At 58.7% G+C, this 26,257-nt stretch carries 19 protein-coding genes and 1 tRNA gene; 12 read left to right on the top strand and 8 right to left on the bottom strand.

The annotated features are described in order from the left end of the window. Window positions 1-99: 99 nt before the first annotated feature. The 8 genes from ALP40_RS12740 (at window position 100) to hutG (ending at window position 9,538) form a co-directional block, all read left to right on the top strand. The gene (locus tag ALP40_RS12740) at window positions 100-1,068 is read left to right on the top strand and encodes an ABC transporter substrate-binding protein (protein WP_122208621.1); all 969 of its coding nucleotides are present in this window, start codon (window positions 100-102) and stop codon (window positions 1,066-1,068) included. Window positions 1,069-1,147: 79 nt separating this feature from the next. Continuing rightward, entirely contained in the window at window positions 1,148-1,999 is an 852-nt protein-coding gene (locus ALP40_RS12735) for a proline/glycine betaine ABC transporter permease (RefSeq protein WP_122208620.1), read from the top strand. Continuing rightward, window positions 1,996-2,826, top strand: coding sequence for a glycine betaine/L-proline ABC transporter ATP-binding protein (locus ALP40_RS12730; RefSeq protein WP_122208619.1), 831 nt, complete (start codon window positions 1,996-1,998; stop codon window positions 2,824-2,826). The genes ALP40_RS12735 and ALP40_RS12730 overlap by 4 nt, the downstream gene beginning before the upstream one ends. Before the next feature lie 12 nt (window positions 2,827-2,838). After that, entirely contained in the window at window positions 2,839-4,380 is a 1,542-nt protein-coding gene (gene hutH / locus ALP40_RS12725; protein ID WP_122208618.1) for a histidine ammonia-lyase, read from the top strand. Window positions 4,381-4,474: 94 nt separating this feature from the next. Continuing rightward, the gene (gene hutH / locus ALP40_RS12720) at window positions 4,475-6,022 is read left to right on the top strand and encodes a histidine ammonia-lyase (protein WP_122208617.1); all 1,548 of its coding nucleotides are present in this window, start codon (window positions 4,475-4,477) and stop codon (window positions 6,020-6,022) included. A gap of 103 nt (window positions 6,023-6,125) precedes the next feature. Then, complete coding sequence (locus tag ALP40_RS12715; RefSeq protein ID WP_122208616.1) at window positions 6,126-7,502, top strand: amino acid permease; 1,377 nt, start codon at window positions 6,126-6,128, stop codon at window positions 7,500-7,502. A 15-nt stretch (window positions 7,503-7,517) separates the two neighbouring features. Further along, window positions 7,518-8,723, top strand: coding sequence for an imidazolonepropionase (gene hutI / locus ALP40_RS12710; RefSeq protein ID WP_122208615.1), 1,206 nt, complete (start codon window positions 7,518-7,520; stop codon window positions 8,721-8,723). 11 nt (window positions 8,724-8,734) lie between these two features. Beyond that, window positions 8,735-9,538 (top strand): N-formylglutamate deformylase, encoded by an 804-nt coding sequence (hutG, locus tag ALP40_RS12705; protein ID WP_122208614.1) that lies wholly within the window; start codon window positions 8,735-8,737, stop codon window positions 9,536-9,538. A gap of 185 nt (window positions 9,539-9,723) precedes the next feature. Here the strand turns inward: hutG and ALP40_RS12700 are convergent, their stop codons facing one another. Further along, complete coding sequence (locus tag ALP40_RS12700) at window positions 9,724-11,961, bottom strand: heavy metal translocating P-type ATPase (RefSeq protein ID WP_122208613.1); 2,238 nt, start codon at window positions 11,959-11,961, stop codon at window positions 9,724-9,726. An 84-nt stretch (window positions 11,962-12,045) separates the two neighbouring features. Between ALP40_RS12700 and cadR the strand changes: the two genes are divergently transcribed. Next, window positions 12,046-12,492, top strand: coding sequence for a Cd(II)/Pb(II)-responsive transcriptional regulator (cadR, locus tag ALP40_RS12695; RefSeq protein WP_122208612.1), 447 nt, complete (start codon window positions 12,046-12,048; stop codon window positions 12,490-12,492). Window positions 12,493-12,571: 79 nt separating this feature from the next. On the opposite strand, the gene ALP40_RS12690 is transcribed toward cadR, so the two are convergent. The 4 genes from ALP40_RS12690 to gabD form a co-directional block, all read right to left on the bottom strand. After that, window positions 12,572-13,129, bottom strand: coding sequence for an HD domain-containing protein (locus ALP40_RS12690; RefSeq protein ID WP_122208611.1), 558 nt, complete (start codon window positions 13,127-13,129; stop codon window positions 12,572-12,574). 309 nt (window positions 13,130-13,438) lie between these two features. Beyond that, window positions 13,439-14,827, bottom strand: a complete 1,389-nt coding sequence (locus tag ALP40_RS12680) for an HDOD domain-containing protein (protein ID WP_122208609.1) — start codon at window positions 14,825-14,827, stop codon at window positions 13,439-13,441. A gap of 160 nt (window positions 14,828-14,987) precedes the next feature. After that, on the bottom strand, window positions 14,988-16,268 hold the full coding sequence (gene gabT, locus ALP40_RS12670; RefSeq protein WP_122208607.1) for a 4-aminobutyrate--2-oxoglutarate transaminase: 1,281 nt from the start codon (window positions 16,266-16,268) through the stop codon (window positions 14,988-14,990). A 189-nt stretch (window positions 16,269-16,457) separates the two neighbouring features. Then, entirely contained in the window at window positions 16,458-17,900 is a 1,443-nt protein-coding gene (gabD, locus tag ALP40_RS12665; protein WP_122208606.1) for an NADP-dependent succinate-semialdehyde dehydrogenase, read from the bottom strand. Window positions 17,901-18,242: 342 nt separating this feature from the next. Between gabD and ALP40_RS12660 the strand changes: the two genes are divergently transcribed. Together ALP40_RS12660 and ALP40_RS12655 are read left to right on the top strand one after the other, a co-directional pair. Further along, a tRNA-Arg gene (locus ALP40_RS12660) sits at window positions 18,243-18,319 on the top strand. A 105-nt stretch (window positions 18,320-18,424) separates the two neighbouring features. After that, window positions 18,425-19,507: a site-specific integrase gene (locus ALP40_RS12655; RefSeq protein ID WP_004662930.1), complete on the top strand. Its 1,083-nt coding sequence runs from the start codon at window positions 18,425-18,427 to the stop codon at window positions 19,505-19,507. 207 nt (window positions 19,508-19,714) lie between these two features. Here ALP40_RS12655 and ALP40_RS12650 read toward each other — a convergent pair whose 3' ends face one another. Continuing rightward, on the bottom strand, window positions 19,715-22,192 hold the full coding sequence (locus tag ALP40_RS12650) for a S8 family peptidase (RefSeq protein ID WP_122208605.1): 2,478 nt from the start codon (window positions 22,190-22,192) through the stop codon (window positions 19,715-19,717). Further along, window positions 22,156-23,199, bottom strand: coding sequence for an AAA family ATPase (locus tag ALP40_RS12645; protein WP_054071569.1), 1,044 nt, complete (start codon window positions 23,197-23,199; stop codon window positions 22,156-22,158). Before ALP40_RS12645 ends, ALP40_RS12650 begins: the two co-directional genes overlap by 37 nt. A gap of 978 nt (window positions 23,200-24,177) precedes the next feature. On the opposite strand from ALP40_RS12645, the gene ALP40_RS12635 reads away from it, so the two are divergent. After that, window positions 24,178-24,960: a hypothetical protein gene (locus tag ALP40_RS12635; protein ID WP_122208604.1), complete on the top strand. Its 783-nt coding sequence runs from the start codon at window positions 24,178-24,180 to the stop codon at window positions 24,958-24,960. Window positions 24,961-25,641: 681 nt separating this feature from the next. On the opposite strand, the gene ALP40_RS12625 is transcribed toward ALP40_RS12635, so the two are convergent. Continuing rightward, window positions 25,642-26,217 (bottom strand): hypothetical protein, encoded by a 576-nt coding sequence (locus ALP40_RS12625; protein ID WP_122208602.1) that lies wholly within the window; start codon window positions 26,215-26,217, stop codon window positions 25,642-25,644. Window positions 26,218-26,257 lie beyond the last annotated feature (40 nt).

Raw genomic sequence — 26,257 nt, 5'->3', positions numbered from 1 at the left:
GGCCGGCAGACCTTGGGGACGGGCGTGAAAACGCTCAGAGGCCGGATGCCTGTTTTGATGAAGCTGCCACCATCCCTTTCAGGCGTAGGAGCATCGACAATGAATATGAAAAAGGCCCTGTTGACCACTCTGGTATCCGCTGGCTTGCTCGCCAGCGCAGGAGCGAGTCAGGCCGCCAACTGGTGTGAATCGGGCAAGCCGGTGAAATTTGCAGGCCTGAACTGGGAAAGCGCGATGCTGCTGACAGACATCCTGCAAATCGTGCTGGACAAGGGTTATGGCTGCACCGTGGATGCGCTGCCCGGCAATTCCATCGCGATGGAAAATGCTCTGAGCACCAATGACATCCAGATTTTCGCCGAAGAATGGGTCGGCCGAAGCGAGGTGTGGAACAAGGCAGCGGCCGCAGGAAAAGTGGTTGGTGTCGGCTCGCCCATCGTCGGTGCGGTCGAAGGTTGGTACGTGCCACGCTACGTGATCGAAGGCGATGCCAAGCGCAAGCTGGAAGCCAAGGCACCAAACCTCAAATCCATCAGCGATCTGGCCCAGTATTCGGCGGTCTTCAAGGATCAGGAAGAACCCGGCAAGGGCCGCTTCTACAACTGCCCGGCCGGCTGGACGTGTGAGTTGGAAAACAGCGAGATGCTCAAGAGCTACGGCCTGGAAAGCAAGTACACCAATTTCCGCCCGGGCACCGGCCCTGCGCTGGACGCGGCTATCCTGTCCAGCTACAAGCGTGGCGAGCCGATCCTGACGTATTACTGGTCGCCCACGCCACTGATGGGTCAGGTGGATCTGGTGCGCCTGGAAGAAAAGGCCGGGGTGAACAAGACGATCGATATCAAGGTCGGCGTGTCCAAAGTGTTCCACGATCAGGCACCTGAGCTGGTTGCGATGCTGGAGAAGGTCAACCTGCCGATCGACCTGCTCAACCAGAACCTGGGGCGCATGGCCAAAGACCGGATCGAATCGCCGAAACTTGCCCGGATCTTTCTGAAAGAACACCCGGAAGTCTGGCACGCGTGGGTCAGTGAAGACGCCGCGAAGAAGGTGGACGCCTCGCTGTAAACGTCTGGGCAACCGGGCTGACAGTGCAGGTCCGGTTGCCCCTTCGTTGCTCCGATACACCTTTATTTGAGAGCCGCTTATGTTTCCTGAAAGCTTCACTTTCTCGATCGCCAACTGGGTCAACGACGGCGTCGACTCGCTGGTGACCCAGTACGGCGACGTGTTCCGGCACATCTCCGATACGCTGCTGTGGGCCATCGTCAACCTGGAAGGCCTGCTGCGCATGGCGCCGTGGTGGCTGATGCTGCTGATCGTCGGTGGCATCGCCTGGCACGCCACGCGCAAGATCGTCACCACGGTGGTGATCGTCGGCTTGCTGTTTCTGGTCGGCGCGGTCGGGTTGTGGGACAAGCTGATGCAGACCCTGGCGCTGATGCTGGTCGCCACGATCATCGCCGTGCTGATCGGCATTCCGCTGGGCATTCTCTCGGCGCGCAGCAATCGCCTGCGCTCGGTACTGATGCCGCTGCTGGACATCATGCAGACCATGCCCAGCTTCGTTTACCTGATCCCGGTGCTGATGCTGTTCGGCCTGGGCAAGGTTCCGGCGATCTTCGCCACCGTGATCTACGCCGCCCCACCGCTGATCCGCCTGACTGACCTGGGCATTCGTCAGGTCGATGGCGAGGTCATGGAAGCCATCAACGCGTTCGGCGCCAATCGCTGGCAGCAACTGTTCGGCGTGCAACTGCCGCTGGCCATGCCTAGCATCATGGCCGGGATCAACCAGACCACCATGATGGCGCTGTCGATGGTGGTCATCGCCTCGATGATCGGCGCTCGCGGCCTGGGCGAAGACGTGCTGGTCGGCATCCAGACCCTGAACGTCGGGCGCGGGCTGGAAGCGGGCCTGGCCATCGTCATTCTGGCGGTCGTCATCGACCGCATCACGCAGGCCTACGGCCGCCCACGGCATGAGGCGCAGAAATGATGAGCGCAGAGCAGAACAAGATCGTCGTACGAAACGTGTTCAAGATTTTCGGCAACAGGGAAAAGGAAGCGCTGGCGATGGTCCAGCAGCATCAGAGCAAGGATCAGGTGCTGGCCAAGACCGGCTGCGTAGTGGGCGTGAACGACCTGTCGCTGTCGATTGCCAGTGGCGAAATCTTTGTGATCATGGGCTTGTCCGGCTCGGGCAAATCGACGCTGGTGCGGCACTTCAACCGGCTGATCGATCCTACCAGCGGCGAGATTCTGGTCGATGGCGAAAACATCCTGCACTACGACATGGAAGCGCTGCGCCAGTTTCGCCGACACAAGATCAGCATGGTGTTCCAGAGCTTCGGCCTGCTGCCACACAAAACCGTGCTCGCCAACGTGGCCTACGGCCTGAAAGTGCGCGGCGAAACCAAGGCGCTGTGCGATGAACGCGCCCGGCACTGGATCACCACGGTCGGCCTGAGCGGCTACGAAAACAAGTACCCGCACCAGCTTTCCGGCGGCATGCGCCAGCGTGTCGGTCTGGCGCGTGCGTTGGCGGCCGACACCGACATCATCCTGATGGACGAAGCCTTCAGCGCGCTCGACCCGCTGATCCGCGCCGAAATGCAGGACCAGTTGCTCGACCTGCAGGCCAAGCTGCACAAGACCATCGTGTTCATTACCCACGATCTGGACGAGGCGGTGCGCATCGGTAACCGGATCGCGATTCTCAAGGACGGGCGGCTGATTCAGGTCGGCACGCCGAAAGAAATCCTGCACTCGCCCGCCGACGATTACGTCGACCGTTTCGTTCAGCGCCGCGTGGCCACTCTTTAAGGACCGTCGTAGATGTCGCGAGCAGAACAGATCGTTTTCGGCGACGCCCCGGCGCGCTGGCAGGATGTGGTCGCCGTCGCCCGGCACGGTGCGCCGTTGGTGCTGTCCGACGCCGCATGGGCGAGGATCGATAACGCTCAGGCCATCGTCCGTCAGATCGTCGCCAGCGGCGAGCGTGCCTATGGCGTGAACACCGGGCTGGGTGCGCTGTGCAATGTCTCGCTGGAAGGCGATCAGCTCAGTCGTCTGTCGCGCAACACCCTGCTCAGCCATGCTTGTGGTGTGGGCACACCGCTGGCCGACGAGCAGACCCGAGCGATCATCTGCGCCGCCCTGCTCAATTACTGCCAGGGTAAATCCGGCATTCATCGGCAAGTGGTCGAAGCGCTGCTGGCCCTGCTCAATCGCGGCATCACGCCACAGGTCCCGGCGCAAGGCTCGGTCGGTTACCTGACTCACATGGCCCATGTCGGCGTGGCTTTGCTGGGCATCGGGCAGGTCAGTTATCACGGGCAAATCGTTTCGGCACAGCGGGCGCTGGATGAGGAAGGCCTGAAACCGGTGATTCTCGGTGCGAAGGACGGGCTGTGTCTGGTCAACGGCACGCCCTGCATGACCGGCTTAAGCTGCCTGGCCATCGCCGACGCCGAGCGCCTGACCCAATGGGCCGACGTGATCGGTGCCATGACCTTCGAAGCCCTGCGCGGCCAACTGGATGCGTTCGATGAAACCATTCTGGCCCTCAAGCCGCATCCGGGCATGCAAGCCGTCGGCAACAACCTGCGCAGCCTGCTGGCGGGCAGCGAAGTGCTCGCCAGCAGCCAGGGCATTCGGACTCAGGACGCGTTGAGCATTCGTTCGATTCCGCAGGTGCATGGCGCAACCCGCGACCAACTGGCGCATGCCGTCAGGCAGGTCGAAACCGAACTGAATTCAGTCACCGACAACCCGCTGTTGCTCGGCACACCGAACGCTTATCGCGTGGTGTCCCAGGCCAACCCGCACGGCCAATCGGTGGCGATGGCGGCGGACCTTTTGTGCATGGCCGTCGCCGAACTGGGCTCGATAGCCGAGCGTCGTCTGGACCGCCTGATCAACCCGATGGTCAGCGGCCTGCCAGCATTTTTGGTCAGCCAGCCGGGCGTCAACTCGGGAATGATGATCGTCCAGTACGTCGCCGCGTCGCTGTGCGCGGAAAACCGTCAGATGGCGCAGCCAGCGGTGGTGGATAACTACGTCACGTCGGGCCTTCAGGAGGATCACCTGAGCCTGGGCACCAGCGCCGCGTTGAAGCTGCACAAGGTGCTGGGCAATGCGACGCAGATTCTGGCCATTGAATACCTGCTGGCGGCGCAAGCTTTCGAGTTTCTTAAAGCCCAGCGTTTCGGCGTCGGGACGCACCTCGCCTGGCAACTGTTACGCGAACGGGTACCTGCCTACGACGAAGACCGCTGGCTGGCGCCGGACATCGCCAGCAGCGCGGCACTGATCACCGAACAACAAACGCTGGAAAGGGTTTTCCAGCACTGCCGCGAACACGCGGCAAACCTATAAAAAGCGGTCCAGGCCCGGCGTCACACACGCAGGGCCAAAGGCGGCGCGCTCAAGAAGCGCGCACGCCCGACATCAATCAAGGAGTAGCTGCATCGTGACCACCTCATCTGCCAACGCTTTCAACCTGATTCCCGGCCAACTGACACTGGCGCAATTGCGCGCCATTTATCGGCAGCCCGTAACCCTGACGCTCGATGCCAGCGCTGATCAGCCGATCGACGACAGCGTGGCGTGCGTCGAGCGCATCCTGGCCGAGAACCGCACCGCTTACGGCATCAACACCGGTTTCGGTCTGCTGGCCTCGACGCGCATCGCCAGCGAAGACCTGGAGAATCTGCAGCGCTCGCTGGTGTTGTCCCATGCCGCCGGTGTCGGCCAGCCGATCAGTGATGAACTGGTGCGGGTGATCATGGTGCTCAAGGTCAACAGCCTGAGCCGGGGTTTCTCGGGGATTCGTCGGGGGGTCATCGATGCGCTGATTGCGCTGATCAATGCCGAGGTTTACCCGCACATCCCGCTCAAGGGCTCGGTGGGTGCGTCGGGAGATCTTGCGCCACTCGCGCACATGTCGCTGGTGCTGCTGGGGGAAGGCAAGGCGCGCTACAAGGGTGAATGGCTCAATGCCGTCGATGCATTGAACATTGCAGGCCTGACGCCGCTGACCCTCGCTGCCAAAGAAGGCCTGGCGCTGCTCAACGGCACACAGGTGTCGACCGCCTACGCGCTACGCGGCCTGTTCGAAGGCGAAGACCTGTTCGCCGCCGCCCTCACCTGCGGCTCGCTCACGGTCGAAGCGGTATTGGGCTCTCGCTCACCGTTCGACGCACGTATTCATGCCGCGCGCGGCCAGCGTGGTCAGATCGATTCGGCCGCCTGCTACCGCGACCTGTTGGGTGAAAGCAGCGAAGTGTCGGAGTCGCACCGCAACTGCGACAAGGTGCAGGACCCCTACTCGCTGCGCTGCCAGCCACAAGTGATGGGCGCGTGCCTGACTCAGTTGCGACAGGCCGCCGAGGTGCTGGAAATCGAAGCCAACGCCGTGTCCGACAACCCGCTGGTATTCGCCGCCGAAAACGACGTGATCTCCGGCGGCAATTTCCACGCCGAGCCGATCGCGATGGCGGCCGACAACCTGGCGCTGGCCATCGCCGAAATCGGTTCGCTCAGTGAGCGGCGCATTTCGCTGATGATGGACAAGCACATGTCGCAGTTGCCGCCGTTCCTGGTGGCCAACGGCGGCGTCAATTCGGGCTTCATGATCGCCCAGGTCACTGCTGCCGCCCTGGCCAGTGAAAATAAGGCGCTGGCGCACCCGCACAGCGTCGACAGCCTGCCGACGTCGGCCAATCAGGAAGACCATGTGTCGATGGCGCCAGCCGCTGGCAAGCGGTTATGGGAAATGGCAGAAAACGTTCGCGGGATTCTTGCCGTAGAATGGCTGGCTGCGTGTCAGGGTCTGGACCTGCGCAATGGCCTGAAAACCTCTCCGAAACTGGAGCAGGCCCGTGCCCTGTTGCGCAGTAAGGTCCCGTCCTACGACAAAGACCGCTTTTTCGCACCGGACATCGAAGCTGCCAGCCAGCTGTTGTCCTCCACTTGCCTGAACCCGTTGGTTCCTGCACGTCTGCTACCGAGTCTGTGATGCACCGCGAGCCTGGCAGGGCTCGCAATGGTCTATCGCTGCGGGAAGCCGGATGCAGGCGTTCTCGCAGCTATAGCCATACCAGTAATGAAATGGACCTGAAATGACGTCACAAGATGGTTTGAAACGCGGGTTATCCGCCCGCCACATTCGCTTCATGGCCCTGGGCTCTGCCATCGGCACAGGGTTGTTCTACGGCTCGGCCTCGGCGATCCAACAGGCGGGCCCGGCCGTGCTGCTGGCCTACCTGATCGGCGGCGCGGCGGTGTTCATGGTTATGCGTGCGCTGGGCGAAATGGCCGTACACGACCCTGTTTCAGGCTCGTTCAGCCATTACGCCACGCGCTATCTGGGTCCGCTGGCAGGCTTCGTACTGGGCTGGACCTACGCGTTCGAGATGATCATCGTCTGCCTGGCCGACGTTACAGCGTTCGGGATCTACATGGGTTTCTGGTTTCCGGAAGTGCCGCGCTGGATCTGGGTATTGGGCATCGTGTTCCTGATCGGCGCGCTGAACCTGTGCAACGTCAAAGTCTTTGGCGAAACCGAATTCTGGCTGTCGCTGCTCAAGGTCGGGGCGATCATCGCGATGATTCTGGCGGGTTTCGGCATCATGCTGTTCGGCATCGGCACCTCGGCCAGCGGCACCGAAGTCGGCATCAGTAACCTGTGGGCGCATGGCGGGTTCATGCCCAATGGTGTCGCGGGATTGATCGCCTCGTTTGCCGTGGTGATGTTTGCCTTCGGCGGCATCGAGATCATCGGTATCACCGCCGGTGAAGCGAAAGACCCACAACGCACGCTGCCTCGTGCGATCAATGCGGTGCCACTGCGCATCCTGCTGTTTTACGTATTGACGCTGTTCGTGCTGATGTCCATCTACCCGTGGCCGCAAATCGGCACACAGGGCAGCCCGTTCGTGCAGATTTTCGACAATCTGGGCATCGCGTCGGCTGCGACCATCCTCAACATCGTGGTGATTTCTGCCGCCGTGTCGGCCATCAACAGCGATATTTTCGGCGCAGGCCGCATGATGTACGGCCTGGCTCGCGACGGTCAGGCACCGGCCAGTTTTGCACGCCTTTCGCGTCAGGGCGTACCGTGGATGACGGTGCTGGTGATGGGCGTGACGTTGCTGGGCGGTGTGCTACTCAACTACCTGATCCCGAAAAACGTGTTCCTGCTGATCGCTTCGCTGGCCACCTTCGCCACGGTCTGGGTCTGGTTGATGATCCTCTTGACTCAAGTCGCCATGCGCCGCGCCATGAGCCGCGAAGAAGCCGCCCAACTGAAATTTCCGGTGCCGTTCTGGCCGTTTGCGCCAGTCGCCGCCATCGTCTTCATGCTGTTTATCTTCGGCGTGCTGGGGTACTTCCCGGACAACCGTGCCGCGCTGATCGTCGGCGCGGTGTGGATCGTGCTGCTGGTCATCGCCTACCGTCTATGGGTCAAACCCAAATCGCTAAAACCTGTCCCTTAGCCTGAGGAGGCCCGGATGAAAACGCTCTGGAAGAACTGTCACATTGCAACAATGGCCCACGGCAAGTACTCGATCATCGAGGATGCCGCCATCGTGACTTCCGGAGCGTGCATCGAATGGATCGGGCCTCAGGCGCAACTGGCAGAGCAGGACGCTGAGAGTTGCGTCGACCTGGGCGGGGCATGGGTCACGCCCGGTCTGATCGACTGCCACACCCATACCGTATTCGGCGGCAACCGCAGCGGCGAATTCGAGCAGCGGCTGCAAGGCGTGAGTTACGCCGACATCGCGGCCGCAGGCGGCGGCATCGCCAGCACCGTACGCGCCACCCGTGCGGCGACCGAAGACGAGCTGTACATCAGCGCTGAACGTCGGTTGCGGCACCTGCTCAAGGATGGCGTGACCACCGTAGAGATGAAGTCCGGCTATGGGCTGGATCTGGAAAACGAACGCAAGTTGCTGCGCGTGATTCGCCGGCTGGGCAATACCCAGCCGGTCACCGTGCGCAGCACTTGCCTGGCTGCCCATGCGCTGCCGCCTGAATACGCCAATCGCGCCGACGATTACATCCACCATATCTGCACCGAAATGCTCCCGGCGCTGGCCGCCGAAGGGCTGGTGGATGCCGTGGACGCGTTTTGCGAGTACCTGGCGTTTTCTCCGGCGCAGGTCGAGCAGGTGTTCATCACCGCGGGCCAGCTTGGTCTGCCGGTGAAGCTGCATGCCGAACAGCTCTCGTCGCTGGGCGGTTCAAGCCTGGCGGCGCGCTACAAGGCCCTGTCGGCGGACCATCTGGAGTTCATGAGCGAAGACGACGCTGTCGCTATGGCTGCGGCGGGAACCGTCGCGGTGCTGTTGCCGGGCGCCTATTACTTCTTGCGTGAGACGCAACTGCCGCCGATGGAGGCGCTACGCAAACACGGCGTGCCCATCGCGATTTCCACCGACATGAACCCCGGCACCTCGCCCGGCCTGTCGCTGCGCCTGATGCTCAACATGGCCTGCACACTGTTTCGTCTGACGCCTGAAGAAGCACTGGCAGGCGTCACGCTCAATGCGGCCAAAGCGCTTGGCATGGGCGATACACACGGTTCACTGGAAGTCGGCAAGACGGCGGACTTCGTCGCCTGGGACATCGAGCGACCGGCTGATCTGGCCTACTGGCTGGGCGGTGATCTGGACAAACGCATCGTGCGTCATGGCGTCGAATCACTGGTTTAAAGGAGAAGATTGTGGACAACGTTCTGACATTCACTCGCGGCCATGTTCCGCTGCTGATCAGCATGCCCCACGCAGGCCTCAAGCTCACCTCTGCGGTGGAAGCCGGGCTGGTGGACGAAGCGCTGAGCCTGCCCGACACCGACTGGCACATTCCGCGTTTGTACGACTTCGCGGCCGAACTGGGCGCCAGCACGCTGGCGGCCGAGTATTCGCGCTTTGTAATTGACCTCAATCGTCCTGCCGACGACAAACCGATGTATGCCGGTGCGACCACGGGGCTGTTTCCGTCGATCCTGTTTGATGGCGTGCCGCTGTTCAAGGAAGGCCAGACGCCGGGCGCCGAGGAACGGGCGAAGTATCTGGAGCAGATCTGGGCGCCTTATCACCGGACACTGGAGCAGGAGCTGCAACGCCTGCGCGACGAGTTCGGTTACGCGCTGCTGTTCGACGCCCACTCGATTCGCGGCCATGTCCCGCACCTGTTCGACGGTCGCCTGCCGGACTTCAACCTCGGCACCTTCAACGGCGCCAGCTGCGACGCGGAACTGGCCAGCAGACTGGAGCAAGTCTGCGCAGCGGCCAAGGATTACAGCCATGTGCTGAACGGTCGCTTCAAGGGCGGGCACATCACCCGCCATTACGGCGACCCGGCGAACAACATCCACGCCGTTCAACTGGAGCTGGCGCAAAGCACCTACATGGAAGAGTTCGCCCCCTTCCACTACCGCCCGGACCTGGCCGAACCGACCCGCCACGTGCTCAGGCCGCTGCTCGAAACCTTCATCGCCTGGGGACGGGAGCGGTTTGGTCGGTGAATGGGTAAACGGTAGAACCGACACGAATGTGGGAGTGGACTTGTCCACGAAGGCTTGTGCTCAGACGCCACCTCTCGCCTGACTGTACCGCCCCCTTCGCGGACAAGTCCGCTCCCACGAATGAGACTGCCCCCGAAAAGCTTGATCATTCCCTCGTTCCTGCGTGGTTCAGTTTTGAAAGTTGCTCACTTCTTGAGCAATCGCAACCCGTTGAACACCACCAGCAAACTGACCCCCATGTCGGCAAACACCGCCATCCACATGGTCGCCAGCCCGGCGAAGGTGATGCCGATGAACAGCACCTTGGTGACAATCGCCAGTACGATGTTCTGCTTGAGCACCGTCGAGGTCCGGCGAGACAGGCGAATAAAGGCCGGGATCTTGCGCAGATCATCGTCCATCAGGGCGACATCCGCCGTTTCAATCGCCGTATCGGTCCCCGCCGCTGCCATCGCAAAACCAATCTCGGCACGCGCCAGTGCAGGCGCATCGTTGATGCCGTCGCCGACCATCCCGACGCGATGGTTCTGCGCATACAGCCCTTCAATCGCCGCCAGCTTGTCCGCTGGCAGCAGGTTGCCCTGCGCCTGATCGATGCCTACCTGATCAGCAATCGCCTTGGCGGTATGCGGGTTGTCGCCAGTCAGCATCAGCGTCTTGATACCCAGTTCGTGCAGCTCGGCGATGGCCTGACGACTGCTTTCCTTGACCGTATCGGCAACCGCAAACAGCGCCAGCGGTCCGGTTGAGTCGAGCAGCAACACCACGCTCTTGCCCTGCATTTCCAGCGCGTCCAGACGGGCTTCCAGTTCAGGCGAGCACAGCCCCAACTCTTCCACCAGACGATGATTGCCCAAATGGTACAGGCAACCATTGATCTCGCCCTTCACGCCACGCCCGCCCAAGGCTTCGAAGTTCAGCACTTCATGCACGGCAGCACCGGTTTCGGCCGCCTTGGCAATGGCTTGGGAAACCGGGTGATCGGAGCGGCCTGCAAGGCTCGCGGCGATGGCCGGGGCGGTGTCGGCTGCCTCAGCGTGCAACGTCACATAGTCAGTCTGCACCGGCTTGCCGTGGGTCAGGGTGCCGGTCTTGTCGAGGGCCAGGTAATCCAGCTTCTCGCCCATTTCCAAATACACGCCACCCTTGATCAGGATGCCTTTACGCGCCGCAGCCGCGAGGCCGCTGACGATGGTCACAGGGGTGGAGATCACCAGCGCACACGGGCACGCGACGACCAGCAGCACCAGCGCCCGGTAGATCCAGTCGAACCACGCGCCACCGAAGAACAAGGGAGCAATCAGCGCGACCGCCAACGCCACCACGAACACCACCGGCGTATAGATGCGCGAAAAGCTATCGACAAAACGCTGAGTCGGCGCACGCGAGCCTTGTGCGGCCTCTACGGCATGAATGATGCGCGCCAGCGTCGAGTTATTCGCCGCTGCCGTAACGCGGTACTCCAGCGAGCCCGCCTGATTGATGGTGCCCGCGAACACCTTGTCGCCCACGGCCTTCTCGACCGGCAGACTTTCCCCGGTAATCGAGGCCTGATCAATGGTCGATTGCCCGGACACGACCTCACCGTCCAGCCCGATACGCTCGCCCGGTTTTACACGGACGATGGCATCCAGCTCGACTTTTTTGGCGTCCACTTCCAGCCAACTTCCATCTGCCTGACGAACCGTTGCCAGCTCCGGCGTCAACTGCATCAGGCCGCTGATCGCATTACGCGCACGGTCCAGCGACTTGGCTTCAATCAGCTCGGCCACGGTAAACAGGAACATCACCATCGCCGCTTCAGGCCATTGGCCGATCAGCACAGCGCCGGTCACCGCAATACTCATCAGCGCATTGATGTTCAGGTTGAAGTTCTTGAGCGCAATCCAGCCCTTCTTGTAGGTCGTAAGGCCACAACTGAAGATCGACACCAGCGCCAGCAGCGCGACGACCCAAGTCGGACCCAGCGAAGCAATATGCACGACTTCGGCAGCCAGCGCCGCGACGCCAGACAGCGCCAGTGGCCACCAGTGTTTCTTCGGCGCAGGTGCAGCAACAGCGCCTGAATCAGCACCCTCTTCGATCAGGTCGGCCTGCATGCCAAGCGAACCGATGGCGTCGCGAATCGGGTCGGTAGAAGGCAGGTCATGCCAGACACCGAGGATGCGATTGATCAGGTTGAATTCCAGTTTCTGCACGCCCGCCAGCTTGCCCAGCTTGTTCTGGATCAGGGTCTGCTCGGTCGGGCAGTCCATCGCTTCAATACGGAAACTGCTCAGCCGCGCATCGGCTGACGAGGGGGTGTCAAGCTTTACCACGGCAGGCGCCGCCTTGCTGGAACAGCAGGAATGCGCGTGTTCTGCGTGCGTGTCTTCATGCTCGGCATGACCGTGTGTCTGCGTAGTTTTGCTGATGGGGCCCATTTGGCGCGCTCCTGGATTCTGCGTGTTGCCAAGTGAACACCCTGTAGCCACTATAGGGTCAAGCGCTAACACGAGATGAAGCCCATGAAGATCGGTGAATTGGCGAAGTTGACGGACACCCAGGTTGAAACCGTCCGTTATTACGAACGCGAAAGATTGTTGCCCGCGCCTGCGCGCAGCGATGGCAATTACCGCCTGTATACCCAGGCCCATGTGGAGCGGCTGTCATTCATCCGCAACTGCCGCAGCCTGGACATGACGCTGGAAGAAATCCGCAGCCTGCTGAACCTGCGCGACAGCCCGCAAGACCAGTGCGAAAGCGTGAATGCGCTGATTGATGAGCACATAGAACACGTCAACGCTCGTGTCGCCAGCCTGCAAGCCCTGCAGCAGCAACTGCTCGACTTGCGCCAGCGTTGCGGCAGCGGCGCGGCCGATCACTGCGCAATTCTGGAAAGGCTGGAAGTGACCGGCGCCGTCGCCTCACCCGAAGGCGAACCCTCGCATGTGGGCCGCAGTCACAGTCATTGAGGCTGCATGCGTGATCTGATCGTGCCGATGCTGCGCATCGGCATGCAGCCCGGGACGCTCCCCGTTCCGATTTTGGGTGTCACACCGCCTCAAAGCCCTCCACATACAGGGCCTGGTAGCGCGTCATGGCGTCGCTGAGCCGCTGCCTCAGGTAGCCGTTCGCATGACCCAGTGCATTCAGGATCTGCTCAGACTCGACCAGATAGGACGCTCGCTTGGCGTGTGTCCATTTGGCTGGTGCTGACTGCAAATTGGTGATGCGGTCGCACAGTTTGACCGCCGCCGCTTCGCGAGAATGCTCGGCAATACCCTGAAAATAACGCGCTTCGGAAAACGGCACGATCAGGTTCTTGCTCAGGCAGGCGACAGTCGATGCAACCTGTTCGCCAAACACCTCTTGCAACTGCGACGTCGTCACATCGGTGTCTTCCACCACGTCATGCAACAACGCAGCAGGCAGGGCGATCTCGAATGCACCCACGGGCTCTTCGCGGTGGGCGAAGATCAGCTCATTGGCCACCATCGCCACGTGGGTGGTGTAAGGCAGATCCGAGCTGGCCATCGTCTGCCCGACATGAGCGTGAGACGCGAACAGCCAGGCTTTTTTGTAGAGATGTTGCAGGTCGAGGGTGGGCATCAAACGGCTCCTTTGCTGACGGGTCTGGCTGACAACAGCTTGAATATTCGCGGTGATTGGACTGTGGTGGACCCCACCCTGTCTTCGGCGTAGTGCTGTCGCGCAGCAAGCTTGGTGGGAGCGGACTTGTCCGCGAAAAGGCCAGTCCATCCGATGAAGATGCAGTGGACGAAGTGCAGCATTCGCGGACAAACGGAACGCCGCCCGGTCCGCTCCCACGAAAAGTGTCTATTCAGCGGATTATGTGTTGTATTGATAAGAGTGAGCTTGCTCTGGATCTTGCGTTCATCCAGCAGTACGCCACGTACATTAGGCCTTCGGCACATCCTCGATCGTCGGCTCGGACTCGGGCTCCGGTTCTTCAGCCGCTGGCGGCTCAGGTGTCAGGTCCAGAAGATCAGGCCCGTCATCCTCAACACCCTCTTCTTCACCCTCCTCAGATTCCACCACCAAAGGCGCCAACAAACTCGGATCGGTCACGCCCGTCAGTTTTTTGCGCAACCGCTGCAAATCCCCGACGCTGAGCTTCAACAGCTTGGCCGATTTGGTCTTGAGCAACTGAGTGACGCTCTCCTCCTCGCCCAACTGAGCCATCTGCCCCGCCAGATTCATCGCCAACACCTCGCGCTTGTAGATGCCGGTGTTGTACTGATACACCGCGGCAATCAGCTCGCGCAGCTCAAGCGGCAGACGCCAACGAGTGCGCAGCGCAGAACCGAAAGAGGCCGAATACTGCTCCAGCGCCAGATCAATGGCCTGCTCATTCAGCTCCCCGCCCGCCAGCAGCCATTCCTGCAAACACCCCAACACCGCCAGATCTCCTAGCGATTGCAGCATTGCGGCGCAGAAACAGCGCTCGACATCCAGCTCCAGCATGCCGCCCAGAATGCGTGCGTAATCCGCTGTGCGTTGCGACAAGGTCCAGAACTGACTGGCCTTGGCCAACAGCGCGTCGCTGGTCAGCACCGCCATACGCTTTTTGGCCAGACCCGACGCGATGGTTGCGGTCTGCGGCGCGCCGAGTACCGCCATCGCGCCGCCCAACGTCTGCACGGGCTTTCCCAAATGCTGGGCCGCCGTATTCGCCGCCGCGATCAGCACCGCTGTAATGTGCGGGTCGTTGCGCAACTCCTGCTCCAGCAGCGTCGCATCAAGGCCCGTTGCCCCTTGGCTGAGCTGAATGGCGTTGGGCACGTCGACAAACAGCGGCGCGCCATCGGCCACGTCGCGGCGCTTTTCCAGAAATTTCATGAGCGTGAGGCCTGGCGTCAGTGCAGGCATGTCGCCCGGCGCAGACGCACGACGACCCAGCAACAGCCCTTCCAGACGCTGCTTCAGGCCCACGGTGTCGAGGGGTTTGGTGAGATAAGCCGTCGGCGCGAGCGGCAGGACTTCACGCACGCTGGCTGCATCGCTACGGTTGCTGATCAAAATGAACGGAATCGGTGGCTGACGGCGCAGGTTGCGAATGCCGCGCAACAGGCTCAACCCATCGATGGCGGGCAATTCACGGGCAGCGATGACCAGATCCGGCAGGTGTTTCTTCATCCATTCGATGGCTTGCCTACCGTCGGTACACATCTCCAGTTCGACATCAGCACGCACACTCAAAACCAGCTCGCTGAGTGTTTCGCGAACCCACGGATCAGACTCAGCAATCAATACGCGAGGTACCGCGGGCAAAACTACAGCAGTCATCAGGACTCTCCGACATCGATGCGTTCACCTTAGCCAAAGCCTTCGTCCGGATATAGCCAAAACAGTGAAATACCTTCGTCCAGACGAAAAAAAACCCGTCGAAACGGGCTTTTTTTGTCTGTTTGGTCACAAATCAACCAATCTGCGACCGCACAGTGGATCAGGCAATTTCAGCGAAACACTCTTCGAGAATCGCCAGACCTTTGGTCAGCAGTTCGTCTTCGGCGGTCAGCGGAACCAGTACGCGCAGAACGTTGCCGTAGGTGCCGCACGACAGCAGGATCAGCCCCTTGTCACGCGCCTTGGCCACAACCTGAGCCACGGCCGCCGCGTTCGGCTTGTGCGAGTCGCCGTCTTCGAACAGCTCCAGCGCGATCATCGCGCCCAGCGCACGGACTTCGCCGATAACCGGGTGCTTGGCCTGGATGGCTTTCAGGCCAGTGACCAGACGCTCGCCCACCGACTTGCAGCGCTCCAGCAGGTTCTCTTCTTCGAAGATATCCAGCACCGCCAGCGCGGCCGCACAGGCCACCGGGCTACCGGCGTAGGTGCCGCCCAGACCGCCCGGCGCGATGGCATCCATGTACTCGGCCTTGCCGCACACGCCCGCCAGCGGGAAGCCGCCTGCGATGGACTTGGCGAAGGTGGTCAGGTCGGCTGCAACGCCCATCTGCTCCATCGCGAAGAAAGTGCCGGTACGGCCAGCGCCGGTCTGCACTTCGTCAGCGATCAGCAGGATGCCGTGCTTGTCGCACAGCTCGCGCAGACGCAGCATGAAGGCCTTCGGCGCCACGTAGAAACCACCTTCGCCCTGCACAGGCTCGATGATGATGGCCGCGATGTCTTTCGGCTCGGCGTCGTTCTTGAAGATGCGCTCGATGCTGGCGATGGAATCGTCAACGCTCACGCCGTGCAGCTCGCACGGGTACAGCGCGCGGAAGATACCGCCTGGCATCAGGCCCATGCCCGCCGAGTACGGCACGACCTTGCCGGTCAGACCCAGGGTCATCATGGTGCGGCCGTGGTAAGCGCCGGTGAACGCGATCACGCCAGCACGGCCAGTGGCAGCACGGGCAACCTTGACGGCGTTTTCAACCGCTTCGGAGCCGGTGGTGACCAGCAGGGTTTTCTTCTCGAAATCACCCGGCACCTTGGCGTTGATCTTCTCGCACAGCTCAACATACGGCTCGTAAGCCAGCACCTGGAAGCAGGTGTGGGTCAGCTTGGTCAGCTGTTCCTGCACGGCGGCAACGATTTTCGGGTGCAGGTGACCGGTGTTCAGTACTGCAATACCGCCCGCGAAGTCGATGAACTCACGACCTTCAACGTCGGTCACGGTGGCGTTCTTCGCCGAAGCAGCGAAGATCGGGTGAATCTGACCCACGCCACGCGGGACGGCAGCATGGCGGCGTTGCATCAGGGAGTCGTTTGTCTTGCTCATGTATTCCTCATTCGCCGCTCATCGGTCGACGTAGCTCAAGGATCAAGTGGTCTGGGCAAACCGCAACAGCATACGATGATCGACTGCTGCAGCCTTCAAGCCACCAATAAGTTTCGGGTGCCGCAAAAGCCGATGACACGTCGCTCTCGCGCGCCATCGGCTGCAATCACTCTGGTCAGGCAGTCTGGATCAGACCGACAGGCAGAGGTATTTGATTTCCAGATAATCTTCGATGCCGTACTTGGAGCCTTCACGGCCCAGGCCCGAGGACTTGATGCCGCCGAACGGTGCCAGTTCGTTGGAGATCAGGCCGGTGTTGATACCCACCATGCCGTACTCCAGCGCCTCGGCCACACGGAACACGCGGCTCATGTTCTGAGCATAGAAGTACGACGCCAGACCGAACTCGGTGTCGTTGGCCATCGCGATCACTTCGGCTTCATCTTTGAAGCGGAACAGCGGTGCCAGCGGACCGAAGGTTTCTTCCTTCGCAACGGCTGCATCTTTCGACACGTTGACCAGAATCGTCGGTTCGAAGAACGAGCCTTCCATGCTGTTGCCGCCGGACAGGACGGTCGCGCCTTTGCTCACGGCATCGGCAATGTGTTCCTTGACCTTGGCTACGGCCTTGTCGTCGATCAGCGGACCAGTGGTGATGCCCTCTTCCAGACCGTTACCGATCTTGAGCTTGCCCACGGCAACCTTGAGCTTCTCGGCAAACGCGTCATACACCTCGTCCTGCACGTAGATGCGGTTGGCGCAGACGCACGTCTGGCCGTTATTGCGGTACTTGGAAATCATCGCGCCTTCAACCGCCTTATCCAGGTCGGCATCGTCGAACACGATGAACGGCGCGTTGCCGCCCAGCTCCAGCGAAACTTTCTTGATGTCCTTGGCGCACTCAGCCATCAACTGACGGCCAATGTCGGTCGAACCGGTGAAGGACAGCTTGCGCACGATCGGGTTGCCCGTCAGCTCGCTGCCGATATCGCCAGCGCTGCCGGTTACCACACTGAACACGCCAGCCGGGATACCCGCACGCTCGGCCAGTTCAGCCAACGCCAATGCCGAATAAGGCGTTTGCGAAGCAGGCTTGAGCACCATCGTGCAACCCGCTGCCAGAGCAGGACCGGCTTTACGGGTGATCATCGCGGCCGGGAAGTTCCACGGCGTAATGGCAGCCGTCACGCCAATCGGCTGCTTGAGCACAATCAGGCGCTTGTCTGGCTGGTGACCGGGAATCACGTCGCCGTAGACGCGCTTGGCTTCTTCGGCAAACCACTCAATAAAGGAAGCGGCGTAAGCGATCTCGCCCTTGGCCTCGGCCAGCGGCTTGCCCTGCTCCAGCGTCATCAACAGACCCAGGTCATCCTGGTTCTCGATCATCAGCTCAAACCAGCGACGCAACTTGTTGCCCCGCTCCTTGGCGGTCAACGCACGCCAGGCCGGCAGCGCCTTGTCAGCCGCCTCAATCGCACGACGCGTCTCGGCCGCACCCATTTTCGGCACAGTCCCGAGGATCTCGTTAGTAGCAGGGTTGTTGACCTTGATCGACTGGCCACCGTCCGCATCCAGCCACTGGCCGTTGATGTAGGCTTGCTGGCGGAACAGTTTGGAATCTTTGAGCTGCATGTCGGCCTCCTAAACAGCACCGCACAAGGGCGGAGCGAACAAATGAATATCGATGCACCCCATTTGGAAGTCATCGCCGGGAAAACATTCCATCGGCCTGAGCGATGCGCGTCGCGAAAAAAGCACGAAGACCGAACAAGAGCGTTTGAAATCTCAAACGAATCCTAGGGACTGCGGGGTTAAAGGACAATAGGCTGTTCAAAAAAAAGAACGGTGTAATGAGGCAGGTTGAAGGTTTTCTGGGGTTTGAGTGGGGACGATGGGTAAAGCGTGCGAAATCGACAACAGCCGCTCGCCAGCATGGACGCCCGCCCATCAGATGAGTATCATGGCGCCCGCGTTGCACCAGTAGCTCAGCTGGATAGAGTACTGCCCTCCGAAGGCAGGGGTCGTGGGTTCGAATCCCGCCTGGTGCACCATCTTCTATCCCCTGTATTACAAGGGGTTAGCTCCACTGCCAGAAACCTGTCCTAGTCCTGAAAGTCGTTTTTGCCACAAATTTGCCACACTCAGGTGTGGCGGGAATGGTCGAAATGGCAACAATCAGGAATCGCGGCGAGTATCAGTGGGAAGCGCAAATTCGTCGTAAGGGCTATCCAGCCCAGCGCAAAACCTTCGAAACTAAATCCGATGCCCAAGCCTGGGCACGCATGATCGAAAGCGAAATCGACCGGGGCATCTTTGTCTCTCGCGTCGAGGCTGAACGCACCGCCTTTCATCAACTCATTGATCGCTACATCTCCGAGATAGCCCCTAAGCACAAAGGCGCGTATTCGGAAGTCAAACGCCTAGAAGCGCTCAAGCGTCATCCGCTGGCGACACGCATCGTTGCCACCCTCACCTCTTCAGATTTTGCCCGCTACCGTGACGAGCGCCTGAAGATCCGCAAAGGCAACACGGTCAAGCGTGAGCTTGCGTTGTTTCAATGCGTGATTGAAGTCGCTCGCCGTGAGTGGGGCATTCATCTGGCCGAGAATCCAGTCAGGATGGTCAGCCGCCCCAGCTACAACGACGAGCGCTCTCGACGGCTCGATCCAATTGAAGAGCAATACATGCTCGGCGCGCTAGAGCTTCGCGAGCGACGTGCTGATGGGACCTACGCCGATGCATCACACAATCCCTGGATACGGCCCATCGTCCAATTGGCGATTGAGACCGCCATGCGCCGTGGCGAGATTTTCGAGCTGCGCTGGAAGCATGTGAACCTGGAACGTAGAACCGCGCACCTCCCGGCGACCAAGAACGGACTGCCCAGAACCGTGCCGCTTTCGCCGAAGGCCATCCAGCTTCTGAAGGGCTTGCCGCGTTCGCTGTGCGGTCGCGTCTTCCCCACCACCGCTGATGCGCTCAAGAAGGCCTTTGTGCGAGGTCTGGAGCGTGCGAGGCTGAAATACTTGGTCGATTGCGGGGCTGCGCAGGTAACGCCTCAGGAAGACTTCCTGATCAATCTGCGCTTTCACGATCTACGGCATGAAGCGACCTGTCGGCTGGCAACCAAGCTGCCGAATTTGATCGAGCTTGCCAGCGTGACGGGACATAGGGAGGTAAACATGCTGAAGCGTTACTACAACATCACTGCCGAAGAGCTCGCAGCAAAGCTAGCTTGATCGAACCACACCCGTCGGTGGTTAACTCCACAGACGGGCCATCATTTGCACTCGACTTGGCCAGTCGTTTGCATCGGACTTGACCATTACAGTTAAGGAACTCACCCGGCAGAAGAGAGCCCATTGCTGTCATTGGTGATTATAAGCGTAAAGTCGAGCCGAACCTGCCCACGCGACATCTCCGCTCTGCACCACTTTTGAGGTGTGCTACACCTCAACAACTAGTTTCTGCTCGATCGCTGCGTAAAGGTCGACATCCGTTTCCGGAGTCCTAATAGAGATAATCAAGCTATAGCGAGCAGGTAGGTCATATCGCTTCAAACTCTGGCGAGTTCTCCACCATCCCATGCCCGGATAGACTGCTAGCACGCCTCTACTCGCCAAGTCTGCGGCGGAGCCTTTCCACACGTCCTGGTGTAGCGAACCCTTATTTCTGTTCCCCTCTCCTATAAGCCAATCCGGATCCTTGGGTTTAGGACCATCATTCCCCTGTTCTGCCGCTGCATTCACACGCGCGACGAAATCGCTGATGCTCTCTAGCGGGCGCTTTACATCAAAGCGAAGCCGGTGGGAAGGGTAGTGAAACTTGGAGACTGACCCTCGTGCTGATGGATTGGGCTCTATAAAGTAAGAAAGGGTGACACGCATTTCCACTTCAGTGTCTTGAAGAGCTTCAAGCTCATCCTTTGGCCAAGGGATGTTGTGGAGATTCATCTCACGGGTTCCGATCTTACCGTTACTCTTTTGGTAAGGGTGGAGCTGATCCTCAATCACCAACGTAAGGGAGTTGCTTGCGCTCCATAGCGCACGATCTAGAGAGGGCTCACCCCACCCCGCATGTCTTATGAGGCTAACGTAATCTGCTTTCGAAGGAAAACGACCGCGCAGGTACATTCCTCGCATCGCTTCCGTCCACTCAGCAGAATGCACGATTAGCGCTCGCAATGTTTCCGGCCAAAGAGAAGGGTACTGAACCAAAATCTGCGCTGCCATTCGCGAGCAAAGAGCTGACGCTGCGCTAGTTGCGTTGAAGGTGCAAAATCGCCTTGCTTCGAATTCATTACGCGCTGTCAGTAGGCTTAAGCTGGCCATTCCAGCGGCGCCATACCGATCCTTTGCGGCATTGCCACCTTCGAACACAACGTCTGGCTTAAACGGCCAAACACTGTCCCAAGTTGCTGAGGTAGTGGTGAAAGGACTTAGACCACCTTCTTCGGCAATGGGGGCGTAATCGGTCGGACCTGCATCAACTTTCCGAGTGCATGCCCCCACCGTTAGCGCATTCCAAGCCTGCCCTGGATCGTGGATGAGATTCGAACTGAGGCTTGCAGGGTACTCGAACCACGCATTGTTATCCCTGATATTACCGGCCGACTGAACGAAAAGGCGGGGGAACTCACCTTCGTTATCCGCATCGGACGCCAAGCTGTCGAGCTTAGATGACCATGAGGATGGACGACCTCGATCCCGGTAATCTTCAGCACTCACCGCGGAGTTAAAGATTCGGGTGCGATGACTATGGCTGATTTCCGGCCGGGACACAGCTTCAGCAAAAAGCGAAGCATGCAAATTTGCACTTCCAGGGTTACCACCGTGATTCGGTAAGAGCTTCACCGATTCGAGCCGATGCATAATACTAATTCGGTCTGAGGATTCTAGACAGTCCGTTAGATCGCCGTAGGCCGCAAGCGCAGCCATACCCGTGCCGTGGTTCTCGACATCATGCCTTCCCCACTCAGGATCAACAGAGTGAGTATCGACCTCCTTCATCAGAGGGCTGATCAGAGGATGGGCGCGGTTTACACCAGAGTCCAGCAGACAAATGCGCGGAACACTCTTACGCGCTGGTGCAAAATCTGTTCGCTCCAATAGCTCATTGGCCCATTCAAGTTGATCTTCACCTGCTAGATCATCAAAGCTGTCTGCGGTTTCCTTAGCACGGCGCAGCTCTGCAACACAGTTGAGCCCAAGGACCGAGCCAGATAATTGCCGCTGAGAGCCTCGCATCAACACCACCGTCCGCTCCGGGAAGTTGGCCTGATCATCGTTAACCTCGCATCCGCAAAGCTCAACGATTTTCTGGAAATCCTCAACGACTGTTTGGCGATCCCCTCGAACCGGCAGCCAAACCTCCCACCAAAACTCCTCATTTTTATCCTGAGGCAACAGATCTGGGTCATCCGTCCAGAGCGCCTTCAATTCGGCACTGCGTATAGACTCAATGGTATTTATGAGATTGCGGTGATCGAGGGGTTTGTCATTTTTGTCTTTTTTCTCCTCCAAATATTCACGCACAATCTTTTCGAAATGTACGAGTTTTCCATCGGGGACAAAGACGTTGGCAATCGTCTGCTCGCCTTCCTGGCAAATGCTAAGTAGCTCAATTTTCTGTCGCTCATCAGCCAAACTTTGGAAAGCCATCTCCACATCAGGCTGGCCGACAAATTGAATTTGCAGCCCAAGACCGCTTTCAACTCCTGCCTGCTCCTGAAATGCCCTAGCCAAGTCAGCAACAGACTTCAGCCCTTGCAGTTGGTTCTGCAATGCCTTCCCGTGCTTCTGCCTCGGCAGGTTAGGAATTTTCGGCTTGGTGCCCCCGTTAGGTGTGTGCGCTTTGTAGGGCTTAAGCTCTGATGTTTGTTGAAGAATTAGGTGGGAACGCTGGTGGTCTCGTTTATCCGGCATGATTCACTGCTTCGCTGTTTTGCCAATTTTTGGCTGAGCAGCCGGCGATCCATCAATGCCTTGCCCAGCGTCTGTCCTTTGACGCGATCTTCGTCATGCATGATGGCATCTTTAATTGCATCATCAACGGCACGGCGAATTTCGGCATAACTCAACCCGACAGCCTGCTCCCCAGCTTTTTTGGCTGAAAAGGGCTTCGGTGCAAAACTTCCCAGCCGTGTGCGAATCAGGCTGGAGGCCTGTTCGGCCGTTGGCAGATGATATTCGATCACGTCATCGAAACGACGAAACAGAGCGTAATCCAGAATTTCGGGGTGATTGGTCGCTGCGATGATAAGGCTGTTCGACTGATCCTCCTCGATCATCATCAAAAAGCTGTTCAAGACCCTGCGAATCTCACCTACATCATTGGGCATTCCTCGCTGGGAACCAATGGCATCGAATTCGTCAAAGAAATAAACGCCGCGGATATCAACCATGGCATCAAAGACCTGTCGAAGCTTCGCTGCTGTCTCGCCCATAAACTTGGTGATGAGCGTATCAAGTCGTACCAGGAACAGAGGAATTCCAAGCTCGCCAGCAAGGGCAGCAGCGGTCATTGTTTTGCCGGTACCTGGAGGGCCGACCAAAAGAACTTTACGGCGGGGTGACAGACCATGCTCCCGAAGCCTAGCGAACATGCGCTGCTCCTTGAGAACACGTCGCAGTTGGTCCGAAGCAACCTGGTCGAGAACCATATCGACGAAGCGGTCCTTAGGATAGGAGACGCCGAGCAAGCCAGCCATCTCACCGCGTGGCTTGGCTAGGGGAACGGGATTGTTGCGTCGACCCTCAAGGCTGACGCTGCTCTTCGCAGCGTCAATCATGTCGCGCAGATCGGTAGCGAGCTTACCATGCCCCGATTTTGCCTCACGGGCAGCAACCTGCATCGCCACAGAATAGAATTGACTGTCATCCCGCTCGATGTGGGACTTTACGAGCGCTTTAAGCTGTTCGGCGCTAGCCATTTCTATTATCCGATTCTCTGCAAAATAGGCCTAATCCGTGGCTATTGCGACGACGCGAGGCTCGGGATAGGGGGAAAATATTGTGCCCGTGCCTCCTTACAGGAATTAAGGGTACGGTAATCCCGTAATGGTAGCAGTTGAAAATGCAAGAGACGAACGTAATCCTATCAACGGCAAGTGAAGCAGTCCTTCAAAACCATAGAGCCCAAGGCCGAGCAGGAGACAGATCTGTTCGCACGTCTTTTGGTACTGCTGCGATTTTGGCCCTGACTGTCGAATTTTTTGTCTAGTGGGCACATTCAGCAATCGATAGCCTTTCGCTAGCTTCAGAGGCCACGCACAGTTCTGTATAAATTGGGGACATGCGCTGATTAACGGCCACTTCTGGCCGACTTCTGCCGATCATTGCCGCAAATCAAGTTATACAACGTGGGTGCATATGACCAGCTTGACAGACGTGGAAAGGTGATCAGGTAACGTGCAATTACGCACGTCTGAACGGTCGTTTTTCAAAGCACCCCACGGCTCCCGCTCCCGCCCTCACAACCCATCTGTTAAAAAGATGTCCTAGCTGCCAACCGCTCAACTGACGAAATCTGTGTCGAACAGATCAATCGAGCGATAACCCGATGCCAGTAGATTATGAAACCATCCAAAAAATACAGAAGCTTGGCGACGATGTCCTGATCGGCGTGTCTGAAGTTGCTGCGTTGACGGGATTCAGCGTGCTTACGGTCCGTCAGCGCAAGTTGCCCGGGCTTGAGCCTGTACCAGGCCTATCAAGGCTGCGATGGAGGCTAGGTGACTTAAGAGCGTGGATGCGCACCGGCAATACCGAAAGTCCTCCTCGCCCCGCCATGACAAATGCCTCATCAAAACCAAAACACACAGGGAGGCCAACCAAGAAAGCGCAGGTGGAGGCGCGACAATGATCGTCCCTTACGTCATCCCCGTACGTTTGCACCAGGAGCCGTGAGTATGGGCAGACAACGAACCATCAGGGATCAGAATTTTTGGCGCTCCCCGCGCCTGCTGAATTGCACCACTGAGGACAAAGTTGCGTTGCTGCACCTTCTCACAGCTCCTGACAGCAATATCACGGGCGTATACCCACTCGTGCCCCGCATTGCAGGAGCTGAAATTGGCTGGACGGCAGAGCAATGGTTACAGGTCATTCATCGACTACAAGATGAAGGCCTGGCTAGATATGATCACGTCAGATACGTCGTTTGGGTACGTATCTGGTGGGATCACCACACCGCTACTCAGGTGACGGGGCCAAAGCTGAGAGCGAGAGCGCTTGAAGAAATTCGGCGGATTCCGAGCGAGTGGCTTGACGATTTCTTGCGCGACTTTAAAGAAAGACTGACGGTGGATCAGCAACGCTGGATTAATGAGGCCCTCCGTCCGCGCTCAGACCCAGGTTTGGAAGAGATATCGATACCCCACGGATGCGGTATCGATACCGTATCGGACCAAGTTCGGCTTAACACTAAACCTCAACCTAAACTACTAACTGAAACCCAAACGTCGCATCTTGCTTCCAATGAGCTGGATATGTCCGGAATCCCCACAGAATATCGGACGGATGTTCACAGAGCGCTTGTGAAGGCGAAAACCACGGGAAAGCTTCGAAATGGGGCTCAGCTTGTCGTCAGTGCGATGGCAGAAAGGTATCGATCTGCATCGGCTAAACCGCAGGACGCAATGGCATTAACCATGTATCTGGCTGAACATCTGAATAGACCCGGTTCACCGTAAGCAGCAGGTATAAGTTCATGGCAGAGTTCAGTCCAGCTCGAGAGGAGGAATGCTATGGCTGGTCGAAGCCATGCAGTCATTGATCGAATAACCGTACAAGCCCGGATTTGGCAATGGGATATGTCGTGGTCCTTTGGCATGGCTACGCATGCCGATACCAGGCTAATCGGTGACCATTATTCAGAGCATGCTTCGATGAAGCTGCACGGCTCCATCCGATATCCCCAAGCGTTCAAATATCCGACATTGGAATGCTACCTATACGTTGACCCGCTACTCCTAGACGGGAAGGCAGCACCTCTCTGCATCGGCTCAATGCAGGCGTCTGGCAAGAGACTGGTTGCGTATGTAGCTATTCACAACGGGCGATTCAACAGTCTAGTGGTCGCGGCAAATCGTCTCGTTGCTTTGGAGATCAATGCAGAGCCGTTGAGGTACCGTAAGGCCAGGATCATGGGCATTCACCTCAGCACAGAGCTAGAGCCTGATTGGTAATGGCATTAGCTCGATCGCGGCAGCTATCCCAACTGTAAGTCATGGCGCGATTAAGCGACTTGATGGCTTGCTACGCAAGCTACAGAGTTTGATCGAGCTTGCCAGTGTCACCGGGCATTTCGAGATAAACACGCTGGAGGGTTACTACAACAGGGCCGAAGCGCTGGTGGTCAAGCTGGCCTGAGGCTAATCAGCTATATCCAATCCCAGGGAGCGTGCGAGCTCCCTCGCTTCATCGCTTCTTCGAATAGAGAGGAGTGCTTCTTCTTCTCTTTCCAAGTCCTTGAGTGCTAGATTTTCATAAAAGCGCATAACCATTTCCTCTCTGTGTATTTCTGTCGCTGATACGAGGCGCTTACGTTCGTTCAATAGCTCGCGTGCACTGATTTGAGCGACCTCGCATAGATGGGCTTTTGACATCAAATCGCGGCACATCCACGCGCTGATCCATTGCTGCCCCAGCGCCCAGAAAACCAATCGCTGAAACGTCCTCCATGTCATCCGGGTATGACCGCTGATGTAACGGCGAAATGTCCTGGCCTCGACAGCAAATTCTAATTCCGCTATGGCACATTCAAGCTGAATTTTCGGCAACCGTGATTTCCGCAAAATCCCAGTGACCAAATAGCTCACTAAATTTAGGGGCACTCGCACCACAAAATTTTTCCGCTCGCTTAAAAAATGGGCGTGGAGCTCCCGAGCCATAAGCTCGAATGCTTCATACTCCTCAACACCCAAGGGTTCAGATTCTGTTTTTTGCATGCAGCCATTCTTCAGCTAACAGCAGCACCTGTCAAAAACG

Origin of the sequence: Pseudomonas viridiflava (assembly GCF_003702045.1) — a bacterium.
GTDB lineage: Bacteria > Pseudomonadota > Gammaproteobacteria > Pseudomonadales > Pseudomonadaceae > Aquipseudomonas > Aquipseudomonas viridiflava_C.
This window is presented reverse-complemented; position numbering and strand designations above follow the sequence as displayed.